Source organism: Paraburkholderia metrosideri, assembly GCF_904848625.1.
GTDB classification, from domain to species: Bacteria; Pseudomonadota; Gammaproteobacteria; order Burkholderiales; family Burkholderiaceae; genus Paraburkholderia; species Paraburkholderia metrosideri.
In genome coordinates, this window is the sequence record NZ_CAJHCP010000005.1 from 370,598 (window position 1) to 395,094 (window position 24,497).

Sequence of the window (24,497 nt, forward strand, 5' to 3'; positions counted from 1 at the left end):
CCTCATAGCGATAATGTGACGAGCGGTTCGGTTCAACCAGTCTCACCAGTTTTCGCGTGTACTTACGTGCGCACCAGGACGGCCTGACATGCCTTATTCACTTTCGATTCTCGACAAGAGCCCCATCGCCGACGGAAAAAATGCGCATGATGCATTGCGCTTCACCGTCAAGCTTGCGCAGCGCGCGGAGGCGTTAGGTTATAAGCGTTACTGGATTGCCGAACATCATGGCGCACCGGGGCTGGCAAGCTCCGCGCCCGAGATTGTCGTGTCCCATCTGCTCGCCCATACGTCGCGAATTCGGGTCGGCTCGGGTGGCGTGATGCTTCAGCATTACAGCCCATTCAAGGTAGCGGAATCGTTTCGCCTGCTTGCCTCGCTGGCGCCGGGTCGTGTCGATCTCGGGATCGGCAAGGCGCCTGGCGGGCTGCCACTCACCACGCGCGCGCTGCAATGGTTTCATGACAAGGCAAAGAAGCTGGATTTCGCGCACCAGTTCGCGGAACTCGACGCGTTCCTGAATCAGGGCGTCGCCGCCGATCATCCGCTGGCAGGGGCGATTGCACTGCCGCTGCCACCCGAAGCGCCGCAACGAATCCTGCTCGGCGGCAGCGCGGACAGTGCGACACTCGCTGCGCAGCACGACTGGCAATTCTGTTATGCCGGCCACTTCAATGGCGATGAAGCCAACATCAGACGCTCGCTCGACGCTTATCGCAACATCACGGCGCGCACGCCGCTTCTCGCGCTGTTTGCATTCGTAGCCGGGTCTCGCGAAGAGGCTCAGCGCCAGGTCGGCGCGCTGCGTATTTTCAAGCTGCAACTGCCGACCGGGCAGAGCGTCAATCTGCCTAGCCCCGAGGCAGCAGCCGAATTCGCGCGGCAAACCGGCGTAGTCGACTATCAGTTGACCGAGTTGCATCCCCATGTGATTGCCGGCACCGCGGACGACGTGCGCGCAGAACTCGACGCACTGCACGAACGTTTGGGCATTGAAGAATTCGTGATCGATATTCCGATTACAGACTACGCGCAGCGCCTCGCTACGGTCGAAGCGCTGGCCAGTGTGGAACAGATCGCACACGCCTGACCTCAGCTCCCCCCATTTACGGACCAGACTATGACTCAGCGAAATCTCGCATTCGGCATCATGCTGCATGGCGCGGGTGGCCACATGCATTCGTGGAAACATCCCGCCGGCCCCGCCGATGCCAGCGTCAACCTCGACTTCATCACCGGTATTGCGCAGAAGGCCGAAGCCAATGGCGTCGCGTTCGCCTTCGTGGCCGACGGGCTTTATATCAACCAGCAGTCGATTCCGCATTTCCTGAACCGCTTCGAGCCGATTTCGATTCTCTCTGCGCTCGCGACAGCGACCACGAAGATCGGTCTGGCCGGCACGCTGTCCACGTCGTATAGCCATCCGTTTACGGTGGCGCGACAGTTTGCGTCGCTCGACCTGATCAGCGGCGGGCGCGCGGGATGGAACGTCGTGACGTCGCCGCTCGAAGGCTCCGCGAAGAACTATGGCGGCGAGCATCCGGATCACGGCCTGCGCTACGAGATCGCCGACGAGTATCTCGAAGTCGTGCAGGGACTCTGGGATAGCTGGGATGACGACGCATTCGTGCGCGACCGTCAGAGCGGCCGCTTCTTTGATCAGGACAAGCTGCATACGCTCGATCACAAAGGGAAGTTCTTCCAGGTTGCCGGGCCGCTGAATATCCAGCGTTCGCCGCAAGGTCAGCCGGTGATCTTCCAGGCCGGTTCGTCGGATTCAGGCATTGCGCTGGCCGGCAAATATGCGGATGCGGTGTTCACGCATTCGCCGTCGCTGGAAGAAACCAAAGCCTTCGCCGACAGTGTGCGGAACAGCGCAGTCGAGCACGGCCGCACCGCCGATGACGTGAAGATTTTCCCGGGTATCGGGCCGATTGTCGGCGCGACGTTAGCCGAAGCCGAGGCGAAGTATCTCGAGATCCGCAACCTGTTGACGATTGAAGATGCGCTCGCCTATCTGGGCCGTTTCTTCGAGCACCACGACTTCAGTCAGTACCCGCTTGACGCGCCGTTCCCCGAGCTGGGCGATCTCGGCACCAACAGCTTCCGTTCCACGACCGATCGCATCAAGGCCGACGCCAAACGCACTGGCGCGACGCTGCGCGAGATCGCGCTGGCCGTCGCGACGCCGAAGACCCAGTTCATCGGCACCGGCGAGCAGATTGCCGACGAGTTGATCCGCTGGTTCGATGCGGGTGCCGCCGACGGTTTCATCCTCGGCTTCCCGGTACAGGCGCAAGGGTTCGACGACTTCGTCCAGCACGTGATTCCTGTGCTGGAAGCACGCGGTCGCTACAGCCGCACGCTCGACGGAAAGACGTTGCGCGATCACCTCGGCTTGCCGCGCCGCGAAAGCCGCTACGCGACCGCGGAAACGGTATGAGGAATGTCGGGCCGTACGGCTCGCCGTGCGGTCCGACGCACGGCTTGACATGCAGGAGGACAGGATCATGAGCGACACGCACCTTGCCAGTTCGGCCCCACGAGGCAATCTGAACGACGACGCGGAGGGTCACGAATACGCGCACTATCGGATCGTCCCGGCGCGGCATCACGCGCGCACGGCCGGCACCGTGCTGGCGATCGTGCTGATCGGCATTGTTCTGAACTCGGTACTCGGTAATCCGCGCTGGGGCTGGGACGTTTTCGCGCAATGGCTATTCGCGCAGCCGGTACTCGACGGACTGGGCCGTACGCTCGTGCTGACGGCGCTCAGCGCGCTATTCGGCTTCGCGCTTGCCACGCCGCTTGCGCTGGCGCGAGTCTCGCGCTCGCCGTTGCTCGCGGGCTGTGCGTGGGCTTTCATCTGGCTGTTCCGCTCGATCCCGCCGATCGTGCTGCTGCTGCTGTTGAACAACCTCGGCTATCTGTACGACACGATCTGGATCGGCGTGCCGTTCACGCACATTGCGTTGCTGAACCAGTCGACTACCGATCTGATCAGCCCGTTCTTCGCCGCCGTGCTCGGGCTCACGCTGAACCACGCGGCGTTCTCGGCCGAAGCGATCCGCGGCGGGATTCTTTCCGTCGACCATGGGCAACGTGAAGCCGCCGCCGCGCTCGGTTTGCCGGGTGGACGCCAGGTGCGGCGCATCGTGTTGCCTCAGGCGATGCGGGCGATCCTGCCCACCGCCTTCAACGACGTGATTGGCCTCGCAAAAGGCACCTCGGTCGTCTATATCCTCGCGATGCCGGATCTGTTCTACACGGTCCAGATCATCTATCACCGTAACCTGGAGGTGATTCCGCTGCTGATGGTGGCGACGGTCTGGTATCTGATCATCCTGACGGTGTTGTCGGCGATTCAGGTTCATATCGAACGGTACTTCTCGCGCGGCGCGACGCGCGAACAGGTGGTGCCGTCACGGCTGGCCGCGCTGTTCGGGCGGTGGCGTGCGGCACGAAGCGCAGCGCTGGCTCGTCAAGGTGTATCCGGTGTCTCCGGCGCAGCGGCCGAGGCGGGTGCAACGGGCTGGGCGCAGCGGCGCGTCGGCGGCACGGTCCGCATCCGCAATGTGTCGAAGAGCTTTGGCACGGTGAAGGTGCTGGACAACGTGTCGCTGGCGTTTCCGTCGGGCAGCGTCACCGTGATTCTCGGTCAGTCGGGTTCGGGCAAGTCGACGCTGCTGCGCTCGATCAACCATCTCGAACGCGTCGACGACGGCTTCATCGAGATCGACGGCGAGCTGATCGGGTATCGCCGTGAGGACCGCACGCTTTATGAGCTGAAGGAAAGGGCCATTTTGCAGCGGCGCCGCGCGGATGTCGGCATGGTGTTCCAGAGCTTCAACCTGTTCCCGCATCTGAGCGTGCTCGACAACGTCATCGAGGCGCCTTTGGCGGCGGGCGTGCCGCGCGCCCAGGCAGTCGCGGAGGCGCATGCACTGCTCGCACGCGTGGGACTCGCCGACAAGACCGACGCGTGGCCGCGTCAGTTGTCCGGCGGGCAGCAGCAGCGTGTGGCGATCGCGCGCGCCCTGGCGCTGAAGCCGAAGGTTCTTTTGTTCGACGAGCCGACCTCGGCGCTCGACCCGGAACTGGTTAACGAAGTGCTCGACGTGATTCGTCAGCTGGCACGGTCCGGCACGACGCTGATCATCGTCACGCACGAGATCGGTTTTGCGCGCGAGGTGGCCGATACGATCGTGTTCATGGATCGTGGCCGGGTCATCGAGTCCGGTCCGCCGGCGAGTGTGTTCGGCGACACGGCTCATCCGCGCACCCGGGATTTCTTGTCCAAGGTGTTGTAACGGGCGACGAGCCTGCTAACGAGACTCTTCACGACCGATCATGACGCGACGACAATTTCTAACGGGACTTGCCGGGGTCGCGGTTGCTTCGCTGGGCTGGAACAGACTGGCGTTTGCGGACACCCGAGCCTTCGATTTCAGCCCGGAACAACGCGGGCAGCTCAACGCATCCGCAGATCCTGCCGCGCAGCGTCTCGCGCGTGGCTACCGTCTCGTGACGCCGGGCGCATTGACGGTCGCCGTCGCGCCGTTTGCCGCGCCGCTCGCGACCTATGCCACCGACGCGCGCACCATCGTCGGTTCGGACCCGGACTACGCGCGCTTGCTCGCCGATGCACTCGGTCTCAAGTTGGCACTGGTGCCGGTGGTCTGGACCGATTGGCCATTGGGGCTTGCCTCCGGAAAATTCGACGCGGTGATTGCCAACGTCGGCGTCACCGAGCAGCGCAAGCAGAAGTTCGACTTCACGACCTATCGGCTCGGCTTGCATGCGTTCTATGTGGCGAGCACCAGCCCGATCCAGTCGATCCGCGCGCCCGGCGAGATTGCCGGCCTACGCATCATTACGGGCTCGGGCACGATCCAGGAGCGCATTCTGCTCGAATGGAATCAGCAGAACGTGGCGCAGCATCTGAAGCCGGCCGGCTTGCAGTTCTTCGACGATCAGTCTTCGGCCATGCTCGCGCTGCAGTCCGGTCGCGCGGACGCGATTTTCAATCCGCACGCGCCGCTCGCGTACGAGGCCGCGACGCAGGGCAGGATCCGCCTGGTCGGCACGGTCAATGCCGGCTGGCCGCTGAAGGCTGATGTGGCGGTTGCGTCGCGCAAGGGCAGCGGGCTCGCGGCGGCGCTGACCGAGGCGACCAACGGCCTGATCGCGAGCGGCCAGTACAAGGCGGCGCTGGCTCGCTGGGGGCTCGAAGACGAAGCGGTTCAGCGCTCCGAGACCAATCCGCCGGGCTATAAGGATGCCTGAGCGAATGGCCGCCAATCGCGTCAATTGCGTCAATCGCGCCAATGACGCACCGGAACACATCACGACAAGGGCATCACATGGGCGCACCGCGCATTGACCACATTGCGTTTCTGACGCCAGGAAATTATCCGGACGAAGATCCGGCCGCCGGTTTCGAGCGCACGCTCGACCTGTTTCACGTTGGCGAAACGCTCGGCTATGACAGCGCCTGGGTGCGTCAGCGTCATCTCGAACGCGCGGTTTCGTCGGCGGCGACGTTTCTGGCTGCGGCCAGTCAGCGCACGACGCGAATTGGCCTCGGTGCAGCAGTGATCCAGATGGGGTACGAGAATCCGTTTCGCCTCGCCGAAGATCTGGCGACCGTCGACATCCTGTCTCATGGCCGGCTCAATATCGGTCTGAGCGCGGGCGCACCCGCGCACGGCATCCTGCTGGGCGAACGGCTATTCGACGCCAATCCGGAGTTGATCGATTTCTCGCATGCACGCGTCGAGCGTTTGCGCCGCAATCTCGCGCACGAGTGGCTCGGCGGTGAAGACACCTTCGTCGAATCGGCGGCGGGGCGGGTGAGGCCGCGCGTGTCGCCTTATGCGCCCGGTCTGACCGAGCGGCTCTGGTATGGCGGGGGCTCGCTGCGCTCGATCGAATGGGCTGGGCGCAAGGGTTTCAACCTGCTGATCGGCAACATCACCACGGGCGAGGGAACCGACGATTATCGCGGCGCGCAGCTACGTCAGCTCGATCTGTTCCGTTCGCACTGGAATGAACCGCGCGCGCCGCGAATTGCATTAGGCCGCGTGATCGTGCCGACCGATGGCGCCGATGCGCGGACACGTCAGCGCTATCGGGAGTTTGCCGACGGACGTCATGCCCGTACGCTGAGCGCGCACGGCGAGCGGCGCACGCTGTTCGTGCCGGATCTCGTCGGTACGGCTGATGAAATCATCAGCCAACTGCTCGCCGATCCGGTGGTCGGCCAGGTCCACGAACTGCGCGTCGAATTGCCGTACGACCTGCCGTTTGAAAACTATCAGCAGATCCTCGAGGACTTCGTCGCGCGGATTGCGCCCGAACTGGGCTGGCATCCCGAGGCCGCGCGCAAAGAGGTCGCCGTCTAGCGGCACGAATGCATCGCTGACATTTTTCCGCAGGCTATCTGCCTGCACTCACTACCCATTAAAGGAACCTCATCGTGAGTCGCGATCTGCTTTTATTGCTGGAACCTGGATTCACCGATCCCGCGCATCCGGGCGAGCGCTTTGTCTGTCCGCATGGCGTGGCGATCGAAGGACTGCTTGCCGGCGAGCCCGAGCGGGCGGTACGGCTGGACGTGAAGCGCGTGCCGTTCGCGCGGCCCAGGCCCGCCGTGATCGAGGCGCTCGACGAAGCGCATCAGGGTCTGCCGGTTCTCGTGCTGGGCAACGAACATCCGCTACCCGACGACGCACAGACCCTCGGCGATACGCGCTTCGTCACCGACACCAAACGGATCCTCGCGCTGCTGGCCGAGCGGCACGGTTTTCCGAAGGTCCACTAAAGCTGAAGGTCCGTCACGCGATCAGGTAACCACCTCATGACACACGCAATCTCCGCTTCTACCGCATCCCGACAGATACGCTTCGATGCTGTCATCGACGGCGCCAGCGGGCATGACGCTGGCTGGCAATGTGCCGCTGCGGCGAACAACGCGCATAGTGTTCGCGCGTTTGGGACAGGCATGGCGGCCACAGGCGAAGCCGCCAAGGCCGGCTTCGTAGGTCGCCCTACCCAGGCAAGGGGACAGTAAATGGCCGCCGTATTTTCCTTAGCGGTGCCCGACGAACGCTTCGTCTACGTCCATGTGAGCGACCCGCTGGCCCGTCCTCTGTTCGACGAACTGGTCTACGAATACAGCAGCCGCTACGAAGGCCTGATCAACAAGGAAGAGATCGCAAACGAATTACAGCGCTATCCCGCAGAGGCGTTCGCGGCACCGCATGGCGCGTTCGTGCTGCTGCTACGCGACGGTCAGGCGATCGCGGGGGGCGCATTGATGCCCCACACCGACCCCGGCACCACCGAGTTCAAGCGCATCTGGGCAAGCCGGCATCATCGCCGCCAGGGGTTGGCACGCCGCATCCTCGTTGAACTGGAAGCGCAGGCGATCCGGCTGGGTTACACGCGCGTATTTCTCGGTACTGGGCCCCGTCAGCCGGAGGCCATTGGGCTCTATCAGACCAGTGGCTATACGCTGCTGTCGGCGCACGACTTTGGTGAAGACGAGCCGCCGGGCTACCTGTTCGAGAAGATCCTGGCGACGCAGCAGACTGGCTAGCAGCCGGTTCGCGATGGCGGCGCGATGGCACTAGCCGCTGACACGATAGATGACGATCCTGATCCTGTAGATGTCGCAGCATGACGCGACATCCGCAGGGGCGAGGCTTTCTCGCAGGCCTTGGCCCCGTTGCCGCGCACAGGGCAAACCGATCCCAGCGCGACGCAGCGCAACTCGGATGAGTCGACGATCCATCAGCGGCACAAAAGAAAAAACGCCCCGCAGGGCGTTTCTCTGAACCTCGCTACAGCAGGCAACCCGAAGGCTCCCCGCCGTAAAAGACCCGCTTAGAACTTGTGACGGATACCGACGCGGAATGCCAGCTGGTTGTCCGCACCCGAACCCGACGTGTTGAAGTAGCTCGTGCTCGAACCGATCTGAGCCTGCACGTCCGCGCCCTTGTTGCTGCCCGAAGCGATCTGATAGATGCCCAGTGCGTAGATGTCCGTACGCTTGCTCAGCGCGTAGTCGACGCTCAGGTCGGCCTGGTTCCAGTGGCCCGAATTCGCGCCGCTCAGGTGCATGTACGTGTAACCTGCGCCTGCCGTGATAGCCGGCGTGAACGCGTACTTCGCGCCTGCTTCGTACGCAGCGAACGTCGTCGACTCGCCCGTGATCGGCTCGAAGCGCGTGTTCGTGTACAACGCCCACAGCGTGGCAGCAGCGATCGTGTAACGGCCGCCAACACCGAACGTGCGCAGATCGCGGATCGTGCCCGTGGGGACGTTCGCCAGCGTCGTCGAGAACGCCGTGCCTGCCTGGGACGGGTACGTGATGTCCGTGTACGCTGCGCCAACCGAGAACGGGCCGTTTGCGTAGTTTGCGCCGAAGCTGTAAGCGCGCGACGAACCTGCCACCGGTGCGGCGGTCGTGCCGGTTGCCGGTGCGCCTGCAAATGCGCCAGCCTGATTCGAGAAGCCGTACAACGCGCCGAACGTCAGGCCCGAGAAGTTTGCGCTGCTGAACTTGACCGCGTTGTTGATACGGCTCGACGTCAGTTGGTCCACGTCGTTGATGTGGAAAGCGTAGTTACCCGCGACGGTGTTGCCACCGGTCGAGTAGTTGCCGCCCAGGTAGTCGGTCGAGAACGAGTACTGGCGACCGAACGTCAGCGAGCCGACGTTGTTCTGCGACAGACCCACGTATGCCTGACGGCCGAACAGCAAGCCGCCCTGGCCAGCTGCACCGGTGCCGCTGTTGAAACCGTTTTCCAACACGAACAGCGCCTTCAGGCCGCCACCCAGGTCTTCCGTGCCGCGCAGGCCCCAACGGCTGCCTTGAGCAACGCCGTCGTCGTACTTGGTGAGGCTGCTCGAACCGCCCGTAGCGGTCTTCGAGTTGTTCACGTAGCTGACGCCCGCGTCGATAATCCCGTACAGCGAGACGCTGCTTTGTGCGTGTGCTGCCGATGCGAAGATGGCCAGCGTAGCGGCGGTCAATACTTTCTTGTTCAAGACTTTCTCCAATAAAAAATTAAGCGATCGCGGCGCCGAGCTCTGTGGTCAGGTCGAGCGATGGTCCGAAATTTAAGGGAATGCAGAGAAGCGTATGTGACAGCTTCTGTTATTTTTTGAATCTGTAGCATTGACGCGACACTCACATAGCTTTGCAAGTTGAAATCGCGCAAGGCCACTCGCTTATAAGCTTTGTTTGAATCGTGGATATAAGCGTGTGAAAAACGATTGGTTTTCTGGCAGAGAACGGGTATGCGACGATGCCTGCTCATCAATCGAATTGTTGGCAGGGAAACATTCATCGCCGGACGATCATCCAGAATCTGCTCGCCTTTGCTGCAATTTTGTTCGCGGGAACGTTTGCTCATGCGGATGACAAGGTCGTCCGCATTGGCACGATGAGCGGTCCGGATGCGCAAATCGGGTCGGGCGTGGCCCAGGCGGCGACGCGTGAAGGGCTCAACGTGAAGGTCATCGAGTTCGACGATTACGTGCAGCCGAACTCGCGCTTGAAGATATCAAGGGCCGTACGCGAATCTGATTGCGGTGCGGGTGCCGGGTCGCAATCAGCCGAAGGTGAAGAGATTGGTCTCGGCGTATAAGTCCGATGAGGTGCGCAAGTCCCTGGATATGACGCGCACGCAGTTCAAAGGCGCGATTATTCGGGCCTTTTTTAAGCGTGGCTGGATGCCGTCGCCAGGTGATTATCTGACGCAAGCGAGCCTTATAAACGCAAATCGCCCGCGAAGCTAGCGGGCGATTTGCCTAAGTTGCCGACGCCGGGAAGAACGGCTAGTTCAGCCTTTCACGTCGAGACTGCCGGGCGGCGGGTTGTCCTGATGCCGGCCGCAACCTTAGTTGCTTAATTGCTCAATAGCGAGCCGCTGCGGAATGCCTTCGCGCCTGCAATGCGTGCGAATTCCAGTCCAGCCGTCGCAAAACGCGTCAGATGCCGCGCGTACAACACGCCGGCCACCGTGTTCGTGATCGTGACGACGCGATCGGTCAACGGGTCGACGATATCGGCGATTTCATGACCTGCGTCAATCCAGCTGCCGACTTCGCAGCGGTACACGAGGACGCCGCTGATCGGCGCGACCAGCGGCTCGGTGCCGGCGAGCGGCGTGGCGGCGAATTCGAGCGGCGGCAGCGGGGCGGCCGTGCCGTCAATCACGCCACGCAAGGTCAGATATTCGATGATCGCCTGAGCGTCTTTTTCCGCGTACTCATACGACACCTCGCGCTGGCCGCGCAGTTCGATCGTGACCGAGATCGAGCCATTCGGAATCGGGAAGCGGTCGCCGTAACGGCCGCGCAGATCCGACCAGCAGAAGCTGTGAATCTCGTCGAACGGATTGCCGACCGAATTGAGCGCCAGCAGCGACGCCTTGGCGTCCAGATAGCAGGCGAGCGGTTCGACTTCCGGCCACAGGTCCGGGTTCGTGTACAGGTGCATGGCGGCTTCCCAGTCGCAATGCAGATCGAGCACGACGTCGGCGTCGTAGGACAGCTTTTGCAGCGCGAGACGCTGCGATTCGAGTTCGGTATGCGGCGTTTGCGCGTCGAGCGCCTCGCGCATGGCCGTGCGGACCGCCGTACGGTTTGCGTCGATGTCGTCGGTCAGGCGGGACTCGATCACCGGCTGAACCAGCGCCGACAGATCGTGGAAATTGCGGTTGAAATTCTGCGCGGTGAGGGTCTCGAAGCGCCCGGTCAGATGGCCGAGAAAGTGCTGGTTCAGGCCGATCGGATTGGCCACCGGCACGATCACGACTTCGCCGCGCACTTTGCCCGCGGCTTCCAGCGCGGCCAGTTTGCGGCGCAGTTCGAACGACACCAGCATGCCGGGCAACTCGTCGGCATGCAGTGACGACTGGATATAAATCTTCTGCCCGCCGCCGGAACCGTAGTGAAAACTCGTCAGGTTGCGGGCGGTGCCGAGCGTCGGGGCAATCAGCGGATGGGTCTGGATTTGCATGGTTGTCAGATTCGCGGCGCGCGCGAGCGTGCCGTGCTATGTCGTTGATTTCAGTGGAAAAGCGTGCGTCTCTGGGGCTTCCGGGCCGGTGCTTTGGTGGGCTTCGCGACCGTGTTTCATGTGCAGCGGCTAGCGCCGTGCGGGGGCGCTACGATCGCACGATCTTAGCCGATATGACGCTTTACGTGGCTTTATGCGGCGCCGCAAACGCAAACGGGCCCCGCATCGCGGGGCCCGTCCGTTCGTCCGTTCGTGCAGCAGGCAAGGCCGGCAGGCGCGCCGTGAGACGCGCCCGAGTGGCTTAGCCGCCGTACACGTCGAAGTCGAAGTACTTCTTCTCGAGCTTCTTGTACGTACCGTCCTTGATCATGTCGGCGATGGCCTTGTTGACCTTGACCTTCAGATCTGCGTCTTCCTTGCGCATGCCGATGCCCGCGCCGTTGCCGAGGATCTTCTCGTCGACGATATCCTTGCCAGCGAAGTCATAGCCAGCGCCGCGCGGCGTCTTCAGGAAGCCGATCTCGGCTTCCACTGCGTCCTGCAGCGAAGCATCGAGACGGCCCGACAGCAGGTCGGCGTAGACCTGATCCTGGTTCTGATACGGCACGACCTTCGCGCCCTTCGGTTCCCAGTAAGTCTTCGCGTAGGTTTCCTGGATCGTGCCCTGTTCCACGCCAACCGTCTTGCCCTTCAGCGAATCAGCCGTCGGCAGCAGGCCCGAACCCTTCTTCGTGACGAGGCGCGTCGGCGTATTGAACAGTTTGTCCGAGAACGCGATCTGTTCGGCGCGTTGCGGCGTCATCGACATGGACGACAGCACGCCGTCGAACTTCTTCGCCTTCAGGGCCGGAATCATCCCGTCGAAGTCGTTTTCGACCCACACGCACTTGGCATCCAGGCGCTTGCAGATTTCATTGCCGAGGTCGATATCGAAGCCAACGAGCTTGCCGTCCGAGCCCTTCGACTCAAACGGGGGGTAGCTGGCATCAACGCCAAAACGGATCGTCGACCAATCTTTAGCGTGTGCGCCAATCGAGACGGTGGCAAGCAGAGCAACCGTCAAAGCCGCTAGCAGTTTTTTCACTCTTTAACTCCTCGGTGTAGTTCAGATACTCCCGCGTGCGGTTGTGCCGCTGCGGGACGCCCGGCGCGACTCACGACCGGGCTTGGGTTATGCCGCCGGCGGGGAGGCCAGCAACGCGGGGCAAGCTTATCAGGTCAAAAATATTGGGTAGTTAGTGAAACACCGGATGGCGCACGAGGATCGCCTCTAAAGCCGGGCTTCGTGGGGCGATCGGCATGGTCGCATGCGGTCTTTTAGCGGTTGTTGGTGCGCTTATTCGTTGCCCTGCGCGCCCAGCGATTCCGCGTGCGCGGCGTCGACCGTGCCGCACCAGAGCTCGCCTTTGTCCATCATTTGCGTGTCCCGCACGGACATGCCGGTGCAGTAGCTGCGCGAGTCCGGCGTGTCGCGCTGCACGCGCGCCAGCGCGGCGCGGTTTATTTCTCCTTGCAGCCAGCTGCCGAAGCAGGCTATCGATCCGGCCACGACGGCCACTCCCATCCACTCGGTTTTTCTCACGCGCATTGTCGGTTTTGTGTCCAGCTCGTCGACACCTGTCGACACCCGTCGTCAGGCAGGCCGCGCTCTGCCGTCAGCCGCCGGCGGCGGTTGGGTAAGCCATCGTTATCGGCAACGGACACCTGATTCTTTAAATGCCGCGTACTGAATCAGCGTTTCGCCGGCGCGCCGGCATTATCCGTAGCGGGCATCGCGAGCTTCCTTTCGGGCTGTCAGACTTTAAAGCGGTTCATTCCGTTTTCGGATGTCCGCCGTTTAATTCACGAGGCGGGAAGTTAAAGATTCCGCATAAATTGCCGTTAAATGTTGACAGGGAAAATCTGGCGACGGACGTGCGGTCGATTATTTTCCGATGCAGATCGGATAATCGGAAAAAAGTATTACTTTGGCGCTATCATCGATGCTCCTCGCGGCCGGCAGTTCCTTCAGCGTTGCGGGCGTATCAGTGTGAAGAAAGTCATCGGGCACTTCGTTAGCGGATCAATGCCGCACGTGCGTGCTCGTCCAAACGGCCTTCTAAATGGTGTTGTACATGCACATGATGTTGATGGCGGACGAAATGCACTGTTCTAAACAGTTCTTTCAGCGGCACATTGCAGCCGCTTCCGCTTTGGCACGCGCGTATTTACGACATCACCGCGTTTTCACGCGATTCCTTCCGCTTCTGATCGGCGCGGTTTTCTGCATCGGCCTCGCCACGTCACTGCCCGCGAGCGCAGAGGGCAAAGTCTTACGGGTGCTCGCATGGCCCGGCTATGCAGACACCGACGTGGTAAGAGTCTTTGAAGACCGCTACCAGGCCAAGGTCGAAGTCACGCTGGTCGATTCCGACGAGGCGCTCTGGGCGCAGATGCATGCCAAAGACGAGCCGCCGTTCGACGTGCTCGCGGCCAACACGGCTGAAATCCGCCGTTATACACAAGCCAATCTGCTGGCTCCGCTCGACCTGAGCAATCTGCCGAACACCAAAAACCAGTTGCCGCGTTTTCGCGCGCTGTCGTCGATTGAAGGGCTCATGTCGGGCGGCAAAGTCTATGCGATTCCGTTCACCTATTCGTCGATGGGCCTGATTTACGATCGCAAGCAGATTGCGGTGCCGCCGCACTCCATGCGCGAGCTGTGGAACCCGCAATACCGCGGCAAGGTGCTCGACTTCAACAGTGCCCAGCACAATTTCTCTTTTACGGCACTGGCGCTTGGCTATCCGCATCCGTTTCAGCTCGACAACACGCAAATGCGCGTGATCGCTCAAAAACTCGTCGATCTGCGCCGGAATCTGTTGACCTATTACACGTTGCCGGAAGAAGCGACCGCGTTTTTTATCCAGCATAAGGTCGCGTTGATGTTCGGCAACTACGGCACACAGCAGGTCGAATTGCTGCGCCGCGCAGGCGCGGACGTCGGCTATGTGATTCCCGACGAAGGCGTGCTGGCGTGGCTCGATTGCTGGTCGATGACGCGCGCGGCAACCGATCAGCCGCTCGCGCTAGCGTGGATCAATTACATGCTCGATCCGAAAGTGAACGCGTTGCTGACGCAGCGGCAGGGACTCGCCAACACGCTGACGGCACCGGCGGAAAGCAGCGGCAACGCGCACATTGTCTGGATCGGCCCAGTCGAAGATATTCAGCGGCGTGAGGACCTGTGGGCCCGTATCGTCTCTGGCGACCGCTCGGAGCGTTTCTGATGATCCGGCCCGGCCTGACCTTCAAGCTATCGGTGCTGCTCGCGTGCATCGGCGTGCTCGCGTCGGGCGCGACCGGCTACTACGCGTACCGCGCGAACCGCACGATGCTGGTGAACGAGGCCGAGCACAGTCTGCTGACTTCGACGGAATTGCTGGGGCAGCGCTTTGCCGCATCGATCGACGACGTGGGTAGCGATGCGCTGGTGCTCGCGACCATGCCGTCGTCGGCCAATGTTGCCAAGACCGACGACGGCATCGACACGAATGCTGGCCGCGAACGGCTCGCGCAGGTGTACGCGAGCTTCATGGTGCATCACCCGGAATATCTGCAAATCCGCCTGATTACGAAGCAGCACCACGGGCTGGAGCTGATCCGCTTCGACCGCGACGCGGACGGGATCGTGCGCGTGCAGGGCAACGATCTGCAGGAGAAAGGCCAGTTCGCGTACGTGTTCGACACGCTGGCGTTTTCGCCCGGCCGCATTTACGCGTCGCCGATTTCGGTCAACCACGAGTATGGCGCGCATGCCGCCGAGGGCAAGCCGACGCTGCGGCTCGGCACGCCGGTGGCGGACGCCAACGGGACGGTGCTGGGCGTGATCGTGATCGATATCGATCTGGCTGGCATGCTCAAGCGTCTGCAGAGCGATTTGCCGAGCGATTATCAGGTCTATCTGACCAACGAATGGGGCGACTTCCTGGTTCATCCCGATCCGGCGAAGACCTTCGGTTTCGACCGTGGCCGGCGGGTTCTGATGCAGGACAGTTTCCCCGTGACGAAGCCGCTGTTCGATCAATCGCAAAGCGAAGTGCTCGTCAACGGTCTGTCGCGGCCGAGGCAGGCGGCGGGCCAGGTGCTCGCCTTCGTGCGCCGGCCGTTTGGCGGCTCCGAGGGCAGCCGCTTTATCGTGCTGGGTCTGGCCAAGCCACTAGAGGATGTGCTGTCGGGCGCCCATCTGCTGGGCGACAGCATCGTCCGCATGGTGCTGATTTTCAGCTTGCTGTCGGTGATGCTGGCTATCCTGGCGGCGCGTGCAGTGACCAAGCCGCTGCACAGTCTCGCGTATGCCGCGACCCATCTGTTCGCCGAACACGCGATGCATACGTTGCCGCTCAGGCGCACTGACGAGATCGGCGTGCTGGCGCGCTGCTTCGACCGTCTGCGACGGGAGATCAAGGCGCAGATGGATGTGCTGCATACCAAGCAGCGCGAACTGGTCCACCTTGCCACGCACGACACGCTGACCGGGTTGCCGAACCGCATGCTGTTCATGGAAAAACTCGAAAGCGCGATCGAGCAGGCGTCGCGGCGCGAAGAAGGACTGGCCGTGCTGTTCGTCGACCTCGACCGCTTCAAGCAGATCAATGACCAGTTCGGTCACTCCATCGGCGACAAGGTGCTGGCGGCGGTGGCGCGGCGACTGAAGCAGGTGCTCTGTTCCGCGGATGTGGTGGCGAGACTCGGTGGCGACGAGTTCATCGTGCTGATCGAAGGGCCGCGCGTCGCCGAGGCGGCGCCCGGTATCGCGTCACGCATCATGGACACGTTAAACGAACCGCTGCTGATGGACGGGCATAGCATGACGGTGGGCGCGAGCATCGGCATCAGCCAGTTTCCCGACGACAGCGGCACGGCCGAAGAACTGCTGCTCAACGCCGACGCGGCGATGTATGCGGCGAAATCCGGCGGACGTTGCGGCTTTTTGCGCTACCAGGATGTGCTCGAGGCGCGGTTGCGTGAACAGATGGAGCGCTCCACGCGAGTCCATGCCAGCGCGGAACTAACGCAGGGGCGTGAGGCTGAACCCACAGCCTGATACGCCGACGGCGGTCCCGGCTCGACCCGCTTGAAAAACACGTCAAACAATCCGCGCTCCGCCGCGATACGTCGCGCGCGGAACCGGCAACGCGTCGAGCATCGTCACGCGCACGAAGTCGGCGCGCAAGCCCGCTTCGATTGCGCCGCGGTCGTGCAGGCCGGCCGTGCGCGCCGGTTCGGCGGAGACCGTTGCCATTGCGTGCGGCAGGCTCCAGCCGGCTTTGTCCACCAGTTCGAAGACGGCGGTCATCAGGCTCGACGGCACGTAATCCGACGACAGAATATCGAGCAAACCGGCTTGCGCCAGTTCGAGCGCCGACACGTTGCCGGAATGCGAACCGCCGCGCACGATATTCGGTGCGCCCATGATGGTCGAAATGCCATGCGCGTGCGCGGCTTCGGCGGCAATGCGGGTAGTCGGGAATTCGGCGAGCACGATGCCGTCCGCCCGCGCCTGTTCGACATGCTCGATCAGCGTGTCGTCGTGGCTCGCTAGCGGAATGCCAAGCCGCTTGCAGCGCGCGACGATCTCGCTGCGGTGCGCGTCGGCATAACGTTCCTGTTCGATCGACAACTCGGCAAGCGTATTCGCCACGTGTTCGTCGCTCAGCTTGCCATGGCGTTCCTGGAAGCGGCGCCATTGTTCGCGGTCGTGCCATTGACGCTGACCGGGCGTATGGTCCATCACCGAAGCGAGCCGCAGCAGCGGATGCGCGCACAGCGAATCGAAGCTGTCGACGACGTCGGCAGTGGCGATTTCACAGCGCAGATGCAGGAAGTGTTCGGCACGCAGCAGCTTGCGCGCGGAAAGCCGTTTCAGTGATTCGGCGCATTGCATCTGCAGATCGCGGCCACGCAAACCGGCATTGGTGCGCGAACCGATCGCGAGCGCGTCGAATACCGTGGTGATGCCCGCCGCCGCTACCTGGGCGTCGTGAATCACGAAGGCGGCGTCGGTATTCCATTGCACGCCGGGGCGCGGCGCGAGGTGTTTTTCGAGGTTGTCCGTATGCAGTTCGATCAGACCCGGCAACAGATAATCGCCGTCCCAATCTTCCGCTTCGCGCACGGCGGTCGTGCCGTGTTCGACGTCGCGAATCACGCCGTCTTCAACGCGAATCACGCCGGTGAAAACCTCGTCTCGGGTCACGAGGCGGGCGTTCCTGATCAACATCGAGTGGCTCCGTAGTGAGTCGGGCTTGAGTGCGCCCGTCAGGTTTTATTTTAATGAGTGGCGTGGTTCACCACTTTGATTGACTGCGCCATTCTAGTGCCGTTTTACGTTATTCGATCGGCTATGCCGCACCCGCTTCCAGGATTGCACGGCGGATGGTTAGACAAATGCCTGCAGCGAACGCGGTTTCTCACTTTCATCGCTGGACGCGCGCACTACAATGCACGTCACACGTAAAGTGAAAATCGGAATCTGGGGAATGTGAACACCATGATAGCGAACGACAGCGGGTCTGCAATGCGCGAGGGACCTCACTGATGAGCGATGTGACGTGGAAGGACGGCGTGCGCTTCGCGGTGTATTACGCGCCGTCGTTTGAATCGGCGTGGTGGCGTGCCGGTTCGACGTGGCTCGGCCGCGATGCGCAAAGCGGCGCAACGGGCGTGCCGCCGCAGCCGCCGGGCTTGCAACGTCCGTTGACCGAGTTGACCGGCGCGCCGCGTCGATATGGGTGGCATGGCACGCTCGTCGCGCCGTTTCGACCCGCCGGCGGCGTGACGCAGCACGACGTTCTGGCAGCCACGCGGGAATGGGCTCTTACGCAACGGGCATTTGCGTTGCCGGTGGAAGCGGCCACGCTAGGCGATTTCGTCGCCTTGCGTCCCGCAGATCAGCGCGGCGACGCAAACATTCGCGCAGTGGCAAGCAGTGCGTTGCAAACGCTCGACGCGTTGCGCGCGAAGCCCTCGGCGACCGATCTCGCGCGCCGTCTCGCTGCGCCGCTTAGCGAGCGTCAACGTGAGTTGCTGGTCGAGTGGGGCTATCCGTACGTGTTCGACGAATTCCGTTTTCACATGACGCTGTCTAACTCACTCGCCGATGCCCACGAGCGCGCCGCACTGGTTGCGTGGTGGCAGTTGCAAGCGCGTGCGCTGGGGCCATTGATCGTCGATCACGCCGCGCTGTTCGTCGAACCATCGGCGGGTGAACCGTTCGTGCTGTGGCAACGCGTGCCGTTCCAGGGCTACGATCAGAGTGGCGAGGTGAAATAGCCATGACAGGTCGTTTGATTTACGTGATGGGACCTTCCGGGGCCGGCAAGGACGCACTGCTGGCGTTCGCACGCCAGCGCCTGATGGGCGAAGCGGTGCTGTTCGCGCATCGCTACATCACGCGGCCGAGCGGTCATGGCGAAGTGCACGTTGCGCTGAGCGTCGAAGAGTTCGCGGCGCGGTCGGTGCTTGGACTGTTCGCGCTGGAGTGGTCCAGTCATGGGCTGCGCTATGGCATCGGCATTGAACTCGATGCCTGGCTTGCGCGCGGTTGCGCGGTAGTGGTCAATGGTTCGCGGCAGTATGTGCAGCACGCGCTGACGCGTTATCCGCAGGCAGAAGTGGTGCATGTCGACGCGGCGCCGCATATTCTCGAAGCGCGTCTCGGCGCGCGGGCGCGGGAGTCGGCGGAACAGGTCGTGGCCCGGCTCGCACGGCGTGCGCCGTTTTCATTGCCCAAAGGGGTTCGCTGTACGACGATCGACAATTCCGGCGAACTCGAAGAGGCCGGTAACGCATTGGTCGCGCTTCTCCGGCCGGGCTTCGACGCTGAGTGAAAACTGTATATACTGTTTATATCGATGATAAACAGAAGATGACAATGAGCGAGCCGACCATTAAAGAACCCACCATCAAAGGACCCACGAAGAAAGCATTCCACTTCCCCAAAGCGGCTGACAACGCGCCCGCAGAAAAGAAGAAAGTCGTCAAGGCGGCCAAGAAAGTTTCTGTTGAAAAGGCACCTGTTAAAGCGGTTGCCGCTAAAAAAGCTCCCGTTGAAAAGAAGAAAGCCGTAGCAAGTACTCTCCCTGCTGAAAGTACTCCCGGTGTGGAAAGTACTCCCACTACGGAAGCGCCAAAAAAATCGGCAACCGTCAAAAAGGCCTCGAAAGCTCAGTCCGGCCCAAGCATCCGCACGAAGCCGGCTCAATCGAACCCTGCGGTCAAGGCAAAGCGTGCGAAGAAAGACAAGGTTATCCGCGATAGCTTCACGATGCCGAAAGCCGATTACGAGAAAATTGCAGCGCTTAAGCTCAAGTGTCAGGAAGCAGGCGTTTCTGTGAAGAAAAGCGAACTCTTGCGCGCGGGTCTGCTGATGCTCGAAGCGGCGTCATCGAAGCGGCTGTTGGCGGCGGTGTCGGCAGTAGAGCAGGTCAAGACCGGGCGGCCGGCGAAGTCCTGAGTGGGCGGATCGCGAGTGCCGTCGTCATTGGCGGTGCTCTTCCGACGAGGCATCAAGGTGCTTCATTGGCACGTCGATCTCTACGAGCGCCGCTTTCCGTGGCCGTTTATCGCTCCTTCAACGGGATAACGGCCTTCAAACGTCTGGTGCATTCGTTTCAGTAGCGAGATGTATCGCTGTCCCTCTACTGTGTGAACGGTTTGCGCCGCGATTGCATTGGCCTCGTCCCAGAGCCTTTCGAATTTGTCGCGCGCGGCATCGCTCGGCATCTTCGACGCCATCAGGTCGGCAAAGTCCTTGTCGATAGCTTCAGGGGATCTCGCTTGCGGTGGTGTTTTATCGGACATCTCGCGGCGGCTCGAAAGAAAAGTTGAGATTGGCGTGGCGTCGAAAGCAGGCGAGTGAGCTCCGTGTCCAGCGCATTAAAGTGATGGACATAAAGGTCTGTCATGTATTTGTCACAAATGCGCGAGACTCACTCGTCAACATCTGCCGCTAATCAAAAAGCATAGTACGGCGACGTTGAGGACGAAAAAATATAACGCGCTGTTTCCGCGCCGGAAGGAGTTTGGCGGGAAGTGTGATGGTCGAATGATCGCTTCGGGAATGGGCGCCGCGCGCTGCGCTCACGCGCTTCGGATCGGGCGTACTGATCGCCGGATAACGCTTTTATCCGCTGAAAATCGAATCAGGGTAGGCTGCCTGCAAGTTTCGGACAAAGGCCTGCGTCTGCTGAGAGCGGCTCACGGTTTGAGGCTCGTGCAGAGCGCTCAAAGACAGAATTTCCACAATGCCCCGACTACAGGTACTCGTTGCATAACGTGCTACGTTCGTCACTTTGACCCAGCGGCAACGGGTGATTTCGTTATCGGGCACCGCGATTTGATCTTCGTCGATGTACGCGACGAAAACGTGATGACATGTGCGAACGCCCGTGAAGTCAAACAGATATCGCATGTTGAGCGCACGCAGACCGGTTTCCTCCATCAATTCGCGTGACGCAGCCCCCTGCAAGCTTTCGCCGATGGATGCTTTGCCTCCCGGCAATGACCATCGCGAGCCCTCTTTACTTACCATCAGGATTCTCGCGCCAAGCTGACATACAACGGTCGCTCGCTGTTTCACTTTGTCTCTTCCATGATTGAGGCGTCTGCTGAATTCGCTTCCGCAACGATCGTCACTACGAGAGTCTGTCGGCGGAATATCAATCTATCGGAGATGGTGATTTTTTAATGTGACGCTGGTGTGGCACCGCGCCCTGAAACGAGGCTTTCGCATGCCAATCGTGCATGCCTTCAACGAGCGAAGTTGATGCGCCCGGCGCATTGCGTTTGTTTTTTCTGACTGACTTAAGATGGCGTCTGTTATCGCGCTCATCCGCCCGCGATAGAAGCAGGTGAAATGACTTCGAGTCCTCTTCCAGCTGACAATCTGAAAGCGTCACAGCCACCGCGCGTCGGCAAAGCGGAGTGCGCAATAACGTCTGCTACGTCGATTGCAGACGCTTTCAACCTGCTTTCTCTCATGGCGGCAAGCGAAGCCGTCAGGAGAGTGCGGGAGCTCAATTCAAGTTCGGAACCGGAAGTCCTGCACAAGCTGCGGGTTGCGCTGCGTCGTCTGCGCACATTGTGGTGGGTATTTCAGCCGCTACTCGATAAGCGGGACGCGAGGTTTCATCGCAGCGAATTCAAATCGCTAGCTGAGGCGGCGGGAAAAACACGGGACTGGGACGTGCTGCGTGTGCTGCTGTCAACGGCGCAGTCAAACGACTCTTTCGGGCCGCTGATTGAGCGCGTCGATCGGCATCGCAGCAGCGCGTTGGCGTTCAGTGTCCGGATCATTGCGAATGCGGGCGTTGAGCGGATCGTCGACCACGCGGTGCAGGTTGCGCGAAATCAGATCGGCGAACAGGTCGTGTCGATGCGCCTGAACGAATTCGCGACGATGCGGGCACAGCGGGCCGAAACGATGCTAAAGAAGCGGGTCAAACGCGTCGTTTCTCATCAGGACGCTGACTACGCTGAGCTTCATGAGATTCGTATTGCAGGAAAAAGGCTGCGATATTCGCTGGAATTCCTCGCGCCCGTGCTTGACGATCATTATGCGGTGACGATTGAACGACTCGCGCAAGTGCAGGAGCACCTTGGCAATTTGAACGATCTGGTGGCCAGCGAAACTTTGCTTCGCGAATACGCGTTCCAGTTAGGCGAACCGCATGCGTTGAAAAAAGCGATTAAATATCTGGACGAGCAGCAGAACTTACAGAAAATTGTCGCGCACGATATGCTGCGTGCGCACTTTTAATCCCTTTTTTCGTTCCTGTTTTTTATCGTTTTGCGTTACCGGTTGCCTTTCCTCTTTTCGACTCGGCACGGCGCGCGAGATCGGTGAGCAGCCATTTGGCCACCACATCGGGCCGGTTCATGTCGTGACTGGCGAACTTTATTTCATTGTCGAAGTAGACGATAACCGATCCGTTCATGACGCGATATCGACCTCGAAACACGGTGCCATTGAGTTCAATTTCGATACCCTTGGCTGTTTCATAATCTTCGACCATTGACTCCGCTCTGAATAATTTTTGAGGCATGGAACTTACCTAACCGAATGACATACGTCAACGATTAACCGTCAAAGTTCCCATTTATTTTTTTAATGCGGAAAATCACAAGTCAAATGGAGGGATCTATTTCAACTTTTCACACAATCCTTTGCAAGTGTTACTGAGCGGTAATGGCCTTGGCCGACGAACTTTTTAATTTAGTGCGTAATTGTGTGCGGACTTCATCCACGACGGCGGTGGGGAGTGGAATGTAGTCGAGGTCTTCCGCGGCCTGTTGACCGTTGGTGAGTGCCCAATCGAAAAACTTTAGCGTTTCACTGCTGCGCTCCGGAAGCGCGGGTGAACTTCGGAGCAACACAAACGTCGCCCCGACAATCGGCCACGCATTTTTGCCTGGCTCATTAGTCAGAATCGGAACGAGCGATTTAGACCAGTCAGCATTCGCGGCGGCCGCTTTGAATGTGTCCGGGCCAGGCCGGACCGTGGCGCCGGCAGTATTTTTCATCGCGAGGTAAGACATGCGGTTCTGCTTCGTGAAGTCCCATGCAACGTAGCCGATTGCACCCGGCAGGATCTGCACGAAGGTCGCCACCCCTTCATTGCCTTTGCCGCCTATTCCACGAGCCCAACGTACGGTGGTGCCTTCTCCGATCCTGCTTTTCCATTCCGGATTGACCTGCGAAAGATAGTGCGTCCAGATAAGCGTCGTGCCGGAACCATCGAGACGCCGCACCACGGCAATTGGCGTATTGGGCATCTTTATTCCAGGATTGATTGCGACGATTGCCGGGTCGTCCCAGTAAATAATTTTGCCCAGAAAGATGTCGCCGAGTACCTGGCCGGTTAACGTCACTTCCCCCGACTTGAGGCCGGGAAGGTTGACGACTGGAACAACACCGCCAATAACGGTTGGGAACTGGTATAAGCCGTTTTTCGCGAGTTCTGCTTCACTGAGCGGCGCGTCCGATCCGGCGAAATCCACCAGACTTGCAACGATTTGCCGAAGGCCGTCTGTCGAGCCGACACTGAGGTAATTCACCTTGCCGCCGCCGGCTTCCTGATAAGCGCTTGCCCACCGCTTGTAGATGGGTGCAGCAAAAGTACTCCCGGCGCCGGTAATGTCAGCGGTGTGCCCTGAGACGGCGAATAGGGTGCTGGCCAGACCTACTGTCAGTATCAGAATGTGTCTCACGAAAACCTCACTTGAATTGTTGTTGACGCTCGTTAAGTGAAGCTCGCCGAAGAAGTGCGGCGTGAAAATACTATTGTTTGTCGGGCAGATGTCGTGCGTTGTCAGCGCCGTTACGGGTCGAATTGACGTGCCGATTTGCGTGCGCCCATTGCTGAACACTAGACCCTGTAGCGTGCGTTTTCAAAGCAGGGTTTCTCCGCTCAGGCAGATTTCATTCAAGGACGGTAAAGGAGAAGGGGAATTGAAATGCGTGACAAGATCAGGGTAATCGCGTGGAGTTCGCAGCGACGCCTACGCACACGGATTGAGAGGTGATTGTGCGGGACGACGCCGCGTTGTGCGATTGCAGCAAGCGCTACGAATGGGTCGTCAGCGAAAGAATCGGCTTTGCGTTTTTTTCCGGGTAGCCGTCGGTTCCGGTGGGGAGAAGTTGAGTCTGAAACGCGGTGAAGATGGCGGAGAACTGCGTGCCGCTTTGCACGATCACCGCGCCGTCGTGGAAGGTGCCATTTTCTTTCGAATGGTCATTGCGGTCGTGCGTCGGCGGATTGCCCTGATTCATATGCAACTCGTGCATTCCGTCCTTTTCCGGTTCAAAAAGAAATCCAAACCCGTAGACGGTAATCTCATCGCCACTGGCCGGTTTCCATGCCTGGCGCGTTTCCACATCGCTGTCCGATGGCTTGTACGGGAAGTCTTGTGATGGTTGGGTGCGGTCGATGGTTAGCGCGTCGTCGATCAGGTCGTTGATGTCGTTCTGATCGCCATTCGTCGAGTCGTACGGAATGGGGCGCATCCTCGTGACGTCGACGAGTTTCTTGTCCTGCCAGTAATCGAGGCGAGGAAAGCCGGCGGTATGCAGACCGGCGGGCAGCTGCTGCAATACGGGCAGCATGGGATGCTCGAATATGGTCGAAACGAGAGAAAGGACCCGGTTGTCGTTCTGCTGCGTTCGTGTGTCGGATGCAGCGTTGACGACCAGCATGAAATTCTCGCCTGGCGAATTCTCCAGCACGATCACGTAGTGTGGGCTGCCGTGATATTGCCGGAAAAACGGCACGCCGAGCCCGAGCGTTCCCTTGAACATGCAGTATTCGTTTGCCATGACAGTTTCCGTTATCAGGTGTGAGCCGGTCGCGTGCTTCGTCAACGTTTGCGTTTATCGTGCAACTGTTGCTCGCCGACACTGAAACGATAATGCTCGTCGAGGTCC

At 60.6% G+C, this 24,497-nt stretch carries 25 protein-coding genes; 14 read left to right on the plus strand and 11 right to left on the minus strand.

Annotated elements, in window-relative coordinates:
• Positions 1-88: 88 nt before the first annotated feature.
• From LMG28727_RS12785 to LMG28727_RS12815, 7 genes are all read left to right on the plus strand, one after another.
• Entirely contained in the window at positions 89-1,090 is a 1,002-nt protein-coding gene (locus LMG28727_RS12785; RefSeq protein ID WP_201642683.1) for an LLM class flavin-dependent oxidoreductase, read from the plus strand.
• 30 nt (positions 1,091-1,120) lie between these two features.
• Entirely contained in the window at positions 1,121-2,443 is a 1,323-nt protein-coding gene (locus LMG28727_RS12790) for an LLM class flavin-dependent oxidoreductase (RefSeq protein WP_201642684.1), read from the plus strand.
• A 67-nt stretch (positions 2,444-2,510) separates the two neighbouring features.
• Positions 2,511-4,310 carry an amino acid ABC transporter permease/ATP-binding protein gene (locus tag LMG28727_RS12795; RefSeq protein WP_201642685.1) on the plus strand — a complete coding sequence of 600 codons (1,800 nt, stop codon included), beginning with the start codon at positions 2,511-2,513 and terminating at the stop codon, positions 4,308-4,310.
• Positions 4,311-4,350: 40 nt separating this feature from the next.
• The gene (locus LMG28727_RS12800) at positions 4,351-5,286 is read left to right on the plus strand and encodes an ABC transporter substrate-binding protein (RefSeq protein WP_201642686.1); all 936 of its coding nucleotides are present in this window, start codon (positions 4,351-4,353) and stop codon (positions 5,284-5,286) included.
• Positions 5,287-5,363: 77 nt separating this feature from the next.
• Positions 5,364-6,404, plus strand: coding sequence for an LLM class flavin-dependent oxidoreductase (locus tag LMG28727_RS12805; protein ID WP_201642687.1), 1,041 nt, complete (start codon positions 5,364-5,366; stop codon positions 6,402-6,404).
• 74 nt (positions 6,405-6,478) lie between these two features.
• Entirely contained in the window at positions 6,479-6,823 is a 345-nt protein-coding gene (locus LMG28727_RS12810) for a DUF3088 domain-containing protein (RefSeq protein WP_201642688.1), read from the plus strand.
• 249 nt (positions 6,824-7,072) lie between these two features.
• Complete coding sequence (locus tag LMG28727_RS12815) at positions 7,073-7,600, plus strand: GNAT family N-acetyltransferase (protein ID WP_201642689.1); 528 nt, start codon at positions 7,073-7,075, stop codon at positions 7,598-7,600.
• A gap of 287 nt (positions 7,601-7,887) precedes the next feature.
• On the opposite strand, the gene LMG28727_RS12820 is transcribed toward LMG28727_RS12815, so the two are convergent.
• Together LMG28727_RS12820 and LMG28727_RS12825 are read right to left on the minus strand one after the other, a co-directional pair.
• Positions 7,888-9,054: a porin gene (locus tag LMG28727_RS12820; RefSeq protein WP_201642690.1), complete on the minus strand. Its 1,167-nt coding sequence runs from the start codon at positions 9,052-9,054 to the stop codon at positions 7,888-7,890.
• A complete protein-coding gene (locus LMG28727_RS12825) occupies positions 9,051-9,422 on the minus strand; it encodes a hypothetical protein (RefSeq protein WP_201642896.1) in 372 nt (123 codons plus the stop codon). The genes LMG28727_RS12820 and LMG28727_RS12825 overlap by 4 nt, the downstream gene beginning before the upstream one ends.
• Between LMG28727_RS12825 and LMG28727_RS34775 the strand changes: the two genes are divergently transcribed.
• Positions 9,315-9,656 (plus strand): MetQ/NlpA family ABC transporter substrate-binding protein, encoded by a 342-nt coding sequence (locus LMG28727_RS34775; protein WP_201642691.1) that lies wholly within the window; start codon positions 9,315-9,317, stop codon positions 9,654-9,656. The two genes, LMG28727_RS12825 and LMG28727_RS34775, sit on opposite strands and share 108 nt — an antisense overlap.
• A gap of 260 nt (positions 9,657-9,916) precedes the next feature.
• On the opposite strand, the gene LMG28727_RS12835 is transcribed toward LMG28727_RS34775, so the two are convergent.
• From LMG28727_RS12835 to LMG28727_RS12845, 3 genes are all read right to left on the minus strand, one after another.
• On the minus strand, positions 9,917-11,032 hold the full coding sequence (locus LMG28727_RS12835; RefSeq protein WP_201642692.1) for a succinylglutamate desuccinylase/aspartoacylase family protein: 1,116 nt from the start codon (positions 11,030-11,032) through the stop codon (positions 9,917-9,919).
• A gap of 301 nt (positions 11,033-11,333) precedes the next feature.
• The gene (locus tag LMG28727_RS12840; protein ID WP_201642693.1) at positions 11,334-12,116 is read right to left on the minus strand and encodes an ABC transporter substrate-binding protein; all 783 of its coding nucleotides are present in this window, start codon (positions 12,114-12,116) and stop codon (positions 11,334-11,336) included.
• Positions 12,117-12,368: 252 nt separating this feature from the next.
• Entirely contained in the window at positions 12,369-12,659 is a 291-nt protein-coding gene (locus tag LMG28727_RS12845) for a hypothetical protein (RefSeq protein ID WP_236591798.1), read from the minus strand.
• A 487-nt stretch (positions 12,660-13,146) separates the two neighbouring features.
• On the opposite strand from LMG28727_RS12845, the gene LMG28727_RS12850 reads away from it, so the two are divergent.
• Together LMG28727_RS12850 and LMG28727_RS12855 are read left to right on the plus strand one after the other, a co-directional pair.
• Positions 13,147-14,301 (plus strand): extracellular solute-binding protein, encoded by a 1,155-nt coding sequence (locus LMG28727_RS12850; protein ID WP_236591806.1) that lies wholly within the window; start codon positions 13,147-13,149, stop codon positions 14,299-14,301.
• A complete protein-coding gene (locus LMG28727_RS12855) occupies positions 14,301-16,118 on the plus strand; it encodes a diguanylate cyclase domain-containing protein (protein ID WP_201642694.1) in 1,818 nt (605 codons plus the stop codon). The genes LMG28727_RS12850 and LMG28727_RS12855 overlap by 1 nt, the downstream gene beginning before the upstream one ends.
• A 42-nt stretch (positions 16,119-16,160) precedes the next feature.
• Here LMG28727_RS12855 and LMG28727_RS12860 read toward each other — a convergent pair whose 3' ends face one another.
• The gene (locus LMG28727_RS12860; RefSeq protein ID WP_201642695.1) at positions 16,161-17,294 is read right to left on the minus strand and encodes an alpha-D-ribose 1-methylphosphonate 5-triphosphate diphosphatase; all 1,134 of its coding nucleotides are present in this window, start codon (positions 17,292-17,294) and stop codon (positions 16,161-16,163) included.
• Positions 17,295-17,611: 317 nt separating this feature from the next.
• On the opposite strand from LMG28727_RS12860, the gene LMG28727_RS12865 reads away from it, so the two are divergent.
• Genes LMG28727_RS12865 through LMG28727_RS12875 form a run of 3 tightly spaced genes read left to right on the plus strand, consistent with a single transcriptional unit; the run spans position 17,612 to position 19,529 of the window.
• Positions 17,612-18,346: a DUF1045 domain-containing protein gene (locus tag LMG28727_RS12865; protein ID WP_201642696.1), complete on the plus strand. Its 735-nt coding sequence runs from the start codon at positions 17,612-17,614 to the stop codon at positions 18,344-18,346.
• Between the two features lie 2 nt (positions 18,347-18,348).
• Positions 18,349-18,903: a phosphonate metabolism protein/1,5-bisphosphokinase (PRPP-forming) PhnN gene (phnN, locus tag LMG28727_RS12870; protein WP_201642697.1), complete on the plus strand. Its 555-nt coding sequence runs from the start codon at positions 18,349-18,351 to the stop codon at positions 18,901-18,903.
• Positions 18,904-18,947: 44 nt separating this feature from the next.
• Positions 18,948-19,529, plus strand: a complete 582-nt coding sequence (locus tag LMG28727_RS12875; RefSeq protein WP_328810684.1) for a hypothetical protein — start codon at positions 18,948-18,950, stop codon at positions 19,527-19,529.
• An 80-nt stretch (positions 19,530-19,609) separates the two neighbouring features.
• Here LMG28727_RS12875 and LMG28727_RS12880 read toward each other — a convergent pair whose 3' ends face one another.
• Positions 19,610-19,876 (minus strand): hypothetical protein, encoded by a 267-nt coding sequence (locus LMG28727_RS12880; RefSeq protein WP_201642698.1) that lies wholly within the window; start codon positions 19,874-19,876, stop codon positions 19,610-19,612.
• A gap of 322 nt (positions 19,877-20,198) precedes the next feature.
• On the minus strand, positions 20,199-20,654 hold the full coding sequence (locus LMG28727_RS12885) for an NUDIX hydrolase (protein WP_201642699.1): 456 nt from the start codon (positions 20,652-20,654) through the stop codon (positions 20,199-20,201).
• Positions 20,655-21,053: 399 nt separating this feature from the next.
• On the opposite strand from LMG28727_RS12885, the gene LMG28727_RS12890 reads away from it, so the two are divergent.
• On the plus strand, positions 21,054-21,833 hold the full coding sequence (locus LMG28727_RS12890) for a CHAD domain-containing protein (RefSeq protein ID WP_201642700.1): 780 nt from the start codon (positions 21,054-21,056) through the stop codon (positions 21,831-21,833).
• 22 nt (positions 21,834-21,855) lie between these two features.
• Here LMG28727_RS12890 and LMG28727_RS12895 read toward each other — a convergent pair whose 3' ends face one another.
• The 3 genes from LMG28727_RS12895 to LMG28727_RS12905 form a co-directional block, all read right to left on the minus strand.
• Positions 21,856-22,089, minus strand: a complete 234-nt coding sequence (locus tag LMG28727_RS12895; RefSeq protein WP_201642701.1) for a hypothetical protein — start codon at positions 22,087-22,089, stop codon at positions 21,856-21,858.
• 160 nt (positions 22,090-22,249) lie between these two features.
• On the minus strand, positions 22,250-23,284 hold the full coding sequence (pstS, locus tag LMG28727_RS12900) for a phosphate ABC transporter substrate-binding protein PstS (RefSeq protein WP_201642887.1): 1,035 nt from the start codon (positions 23,282-23,284) through the stop codon (positions 22,250-22,252).
• A gap of 355 nt (positions 23,285-23,639) precedes the next feature.
• Complete coding sequence (locus LMG28727_RS12905) at positions 23,640-24,389, minus strand: DUF2278 family protein (protein ID WP_201642702.1); 750 nt, start codon at positions 24,387-24,389, stop codon at positions 23,640-23,642.
• Between the last annotated feature and the right edge of the window lie 108 nt (positions 24,390-24,497).

Bases quoted from the DNA above. Each gene is read 5' to 3' on its own strand.
- LMG28727_RS34775 (WP_201642691.1), top strand. From the start codon at position 9,315: ATGCCTGCTCATCAATCGAATTGTTGGCAGGGAAACATTCATCGCCGG.
- LMG28727_RS12905 (WP_201642702.1), bottom strand. From the start codon at position 24,389: ATGGCAAACGAATACTGCATGTTCAAGGGAACGCTCGGGCTCGGCGTG.
- LMG28727_RS12875 (WP_328810684.1), top strand. From the start codon at position 18,948: ATGAGCGAGCCGACCATTAAAGAACCCACCATCAAAGGACCCACGAAG.
- LMG28727_RS12785 (WP_201642683.1), top strand. From the start codon at position 89: ATGCCTTATTCACTTTCGATTCTCGACAAGAGCCCCATCGCCGACGGA.
- LMG28727_RS12805 (WP_201642687.1), top strand. From the start codon at position 5,364: ATGGGCGCACCGCGCATTGACCACATTGCGTTTCTGACGCCAGGAAAT.
- LMG28727_RS12800 (WP_201642686.1), top strand. From the start codon at position 4,351: ATGACGCGACGACAATTTCTAACGGGACTTGCCGGGGTCGCGGTTGCT.
- LMG28727_RS12825 (WP_201642896.1), bottom strand. From the start codon at position 9,422: ATGAGCAAACGTTCCCGCGAACAAAATTGCAGCAAAGGCGAGCAGATT.
- LMG28727_RS12855 (WP_201642694.1), top strand. From the start codon at position 14,301: ATGATCCGGCCCGGCCTGACCTTCAAGCTATCGGTGCTGCTCGCGTGC.
- LMG28727_RS12815 (WP_201642689.1), top strand. From the start codon at position 7,073: ATGGCCGCCGTATTTTCCTTAGCGGTGCCCGACGAACGCTTCGTCTAC.
- LMG28727_RS12860 (WP_201642695.1), bottom strand. From the start codon at position 17,294: ATGTTGATCAGGAACGCCCGCCTCGTGACCCGAGACGAGGTTTTCACC.
- LMG28727_RS12865 (WP_201642696.1), top strand. From the start codon at position 17,612: ATGAGCGATGTGACGTGGAAGGACGGCGTGCGCTTCGCGGTGTATTAC.
- LMG28727_RS12850 (WP_236591806.1), top strand. From the start codon at position 13,147: ATGCACATGATGTTGATGGCGGACGAAATGCACTGTTCTAAACAGTTC.
- LMG28727_RS12890 (WP_201642700.1), top strand. From the start codon at position 21,054: ATGGCGGCAAGCGAAGCCGTCAGGAGAGTGCGGGAGCTCAATTCAAGT.
- LMG28727_RS12880 (WP_201642698.1), bottom strand. From the start codon at position 19,876: ATGTCCGATAAAACACCACCGCAAGCGAGATCCCCTGAAGCTATCGAC.
- LMG28727_RS12790 (WP_201642684.1), top strand. From the start codon at position 1,121: ATGACTCAGCGAAATCTCGCATTCGGCATCATGCTGCATGGCGCGGGT.
- phnN (WP_201642697.1), top strand. From the start codon at position 18,349: ATGACAGGTCGTTTGATTTACGTGATGGGACCTTCCGGGGCCGGCAAG.
- LMG28727_RS12895 (WP_201642701.1), bottom strand. From the start codon at position 22,089: ATGGTCGAAGATTATGAAACAGCCAAGGGTATCGAAATTGAACTCAAT.
- LMG28727_RS12835 (WP_201642692.1), bottom strand. From the start codon at position 11,032: ATGCAAATCCAGACCCATCCGCTGATTGCCCCGACGCTCGGCACCGCC.
- LMG28727_RS12795 (WP_201642685.1), top strand. From the start codon at position 2,511: ATGAGCGACACGCACCTTGCCAGTTCGGCCCCACGAGGCAATCTGAAC.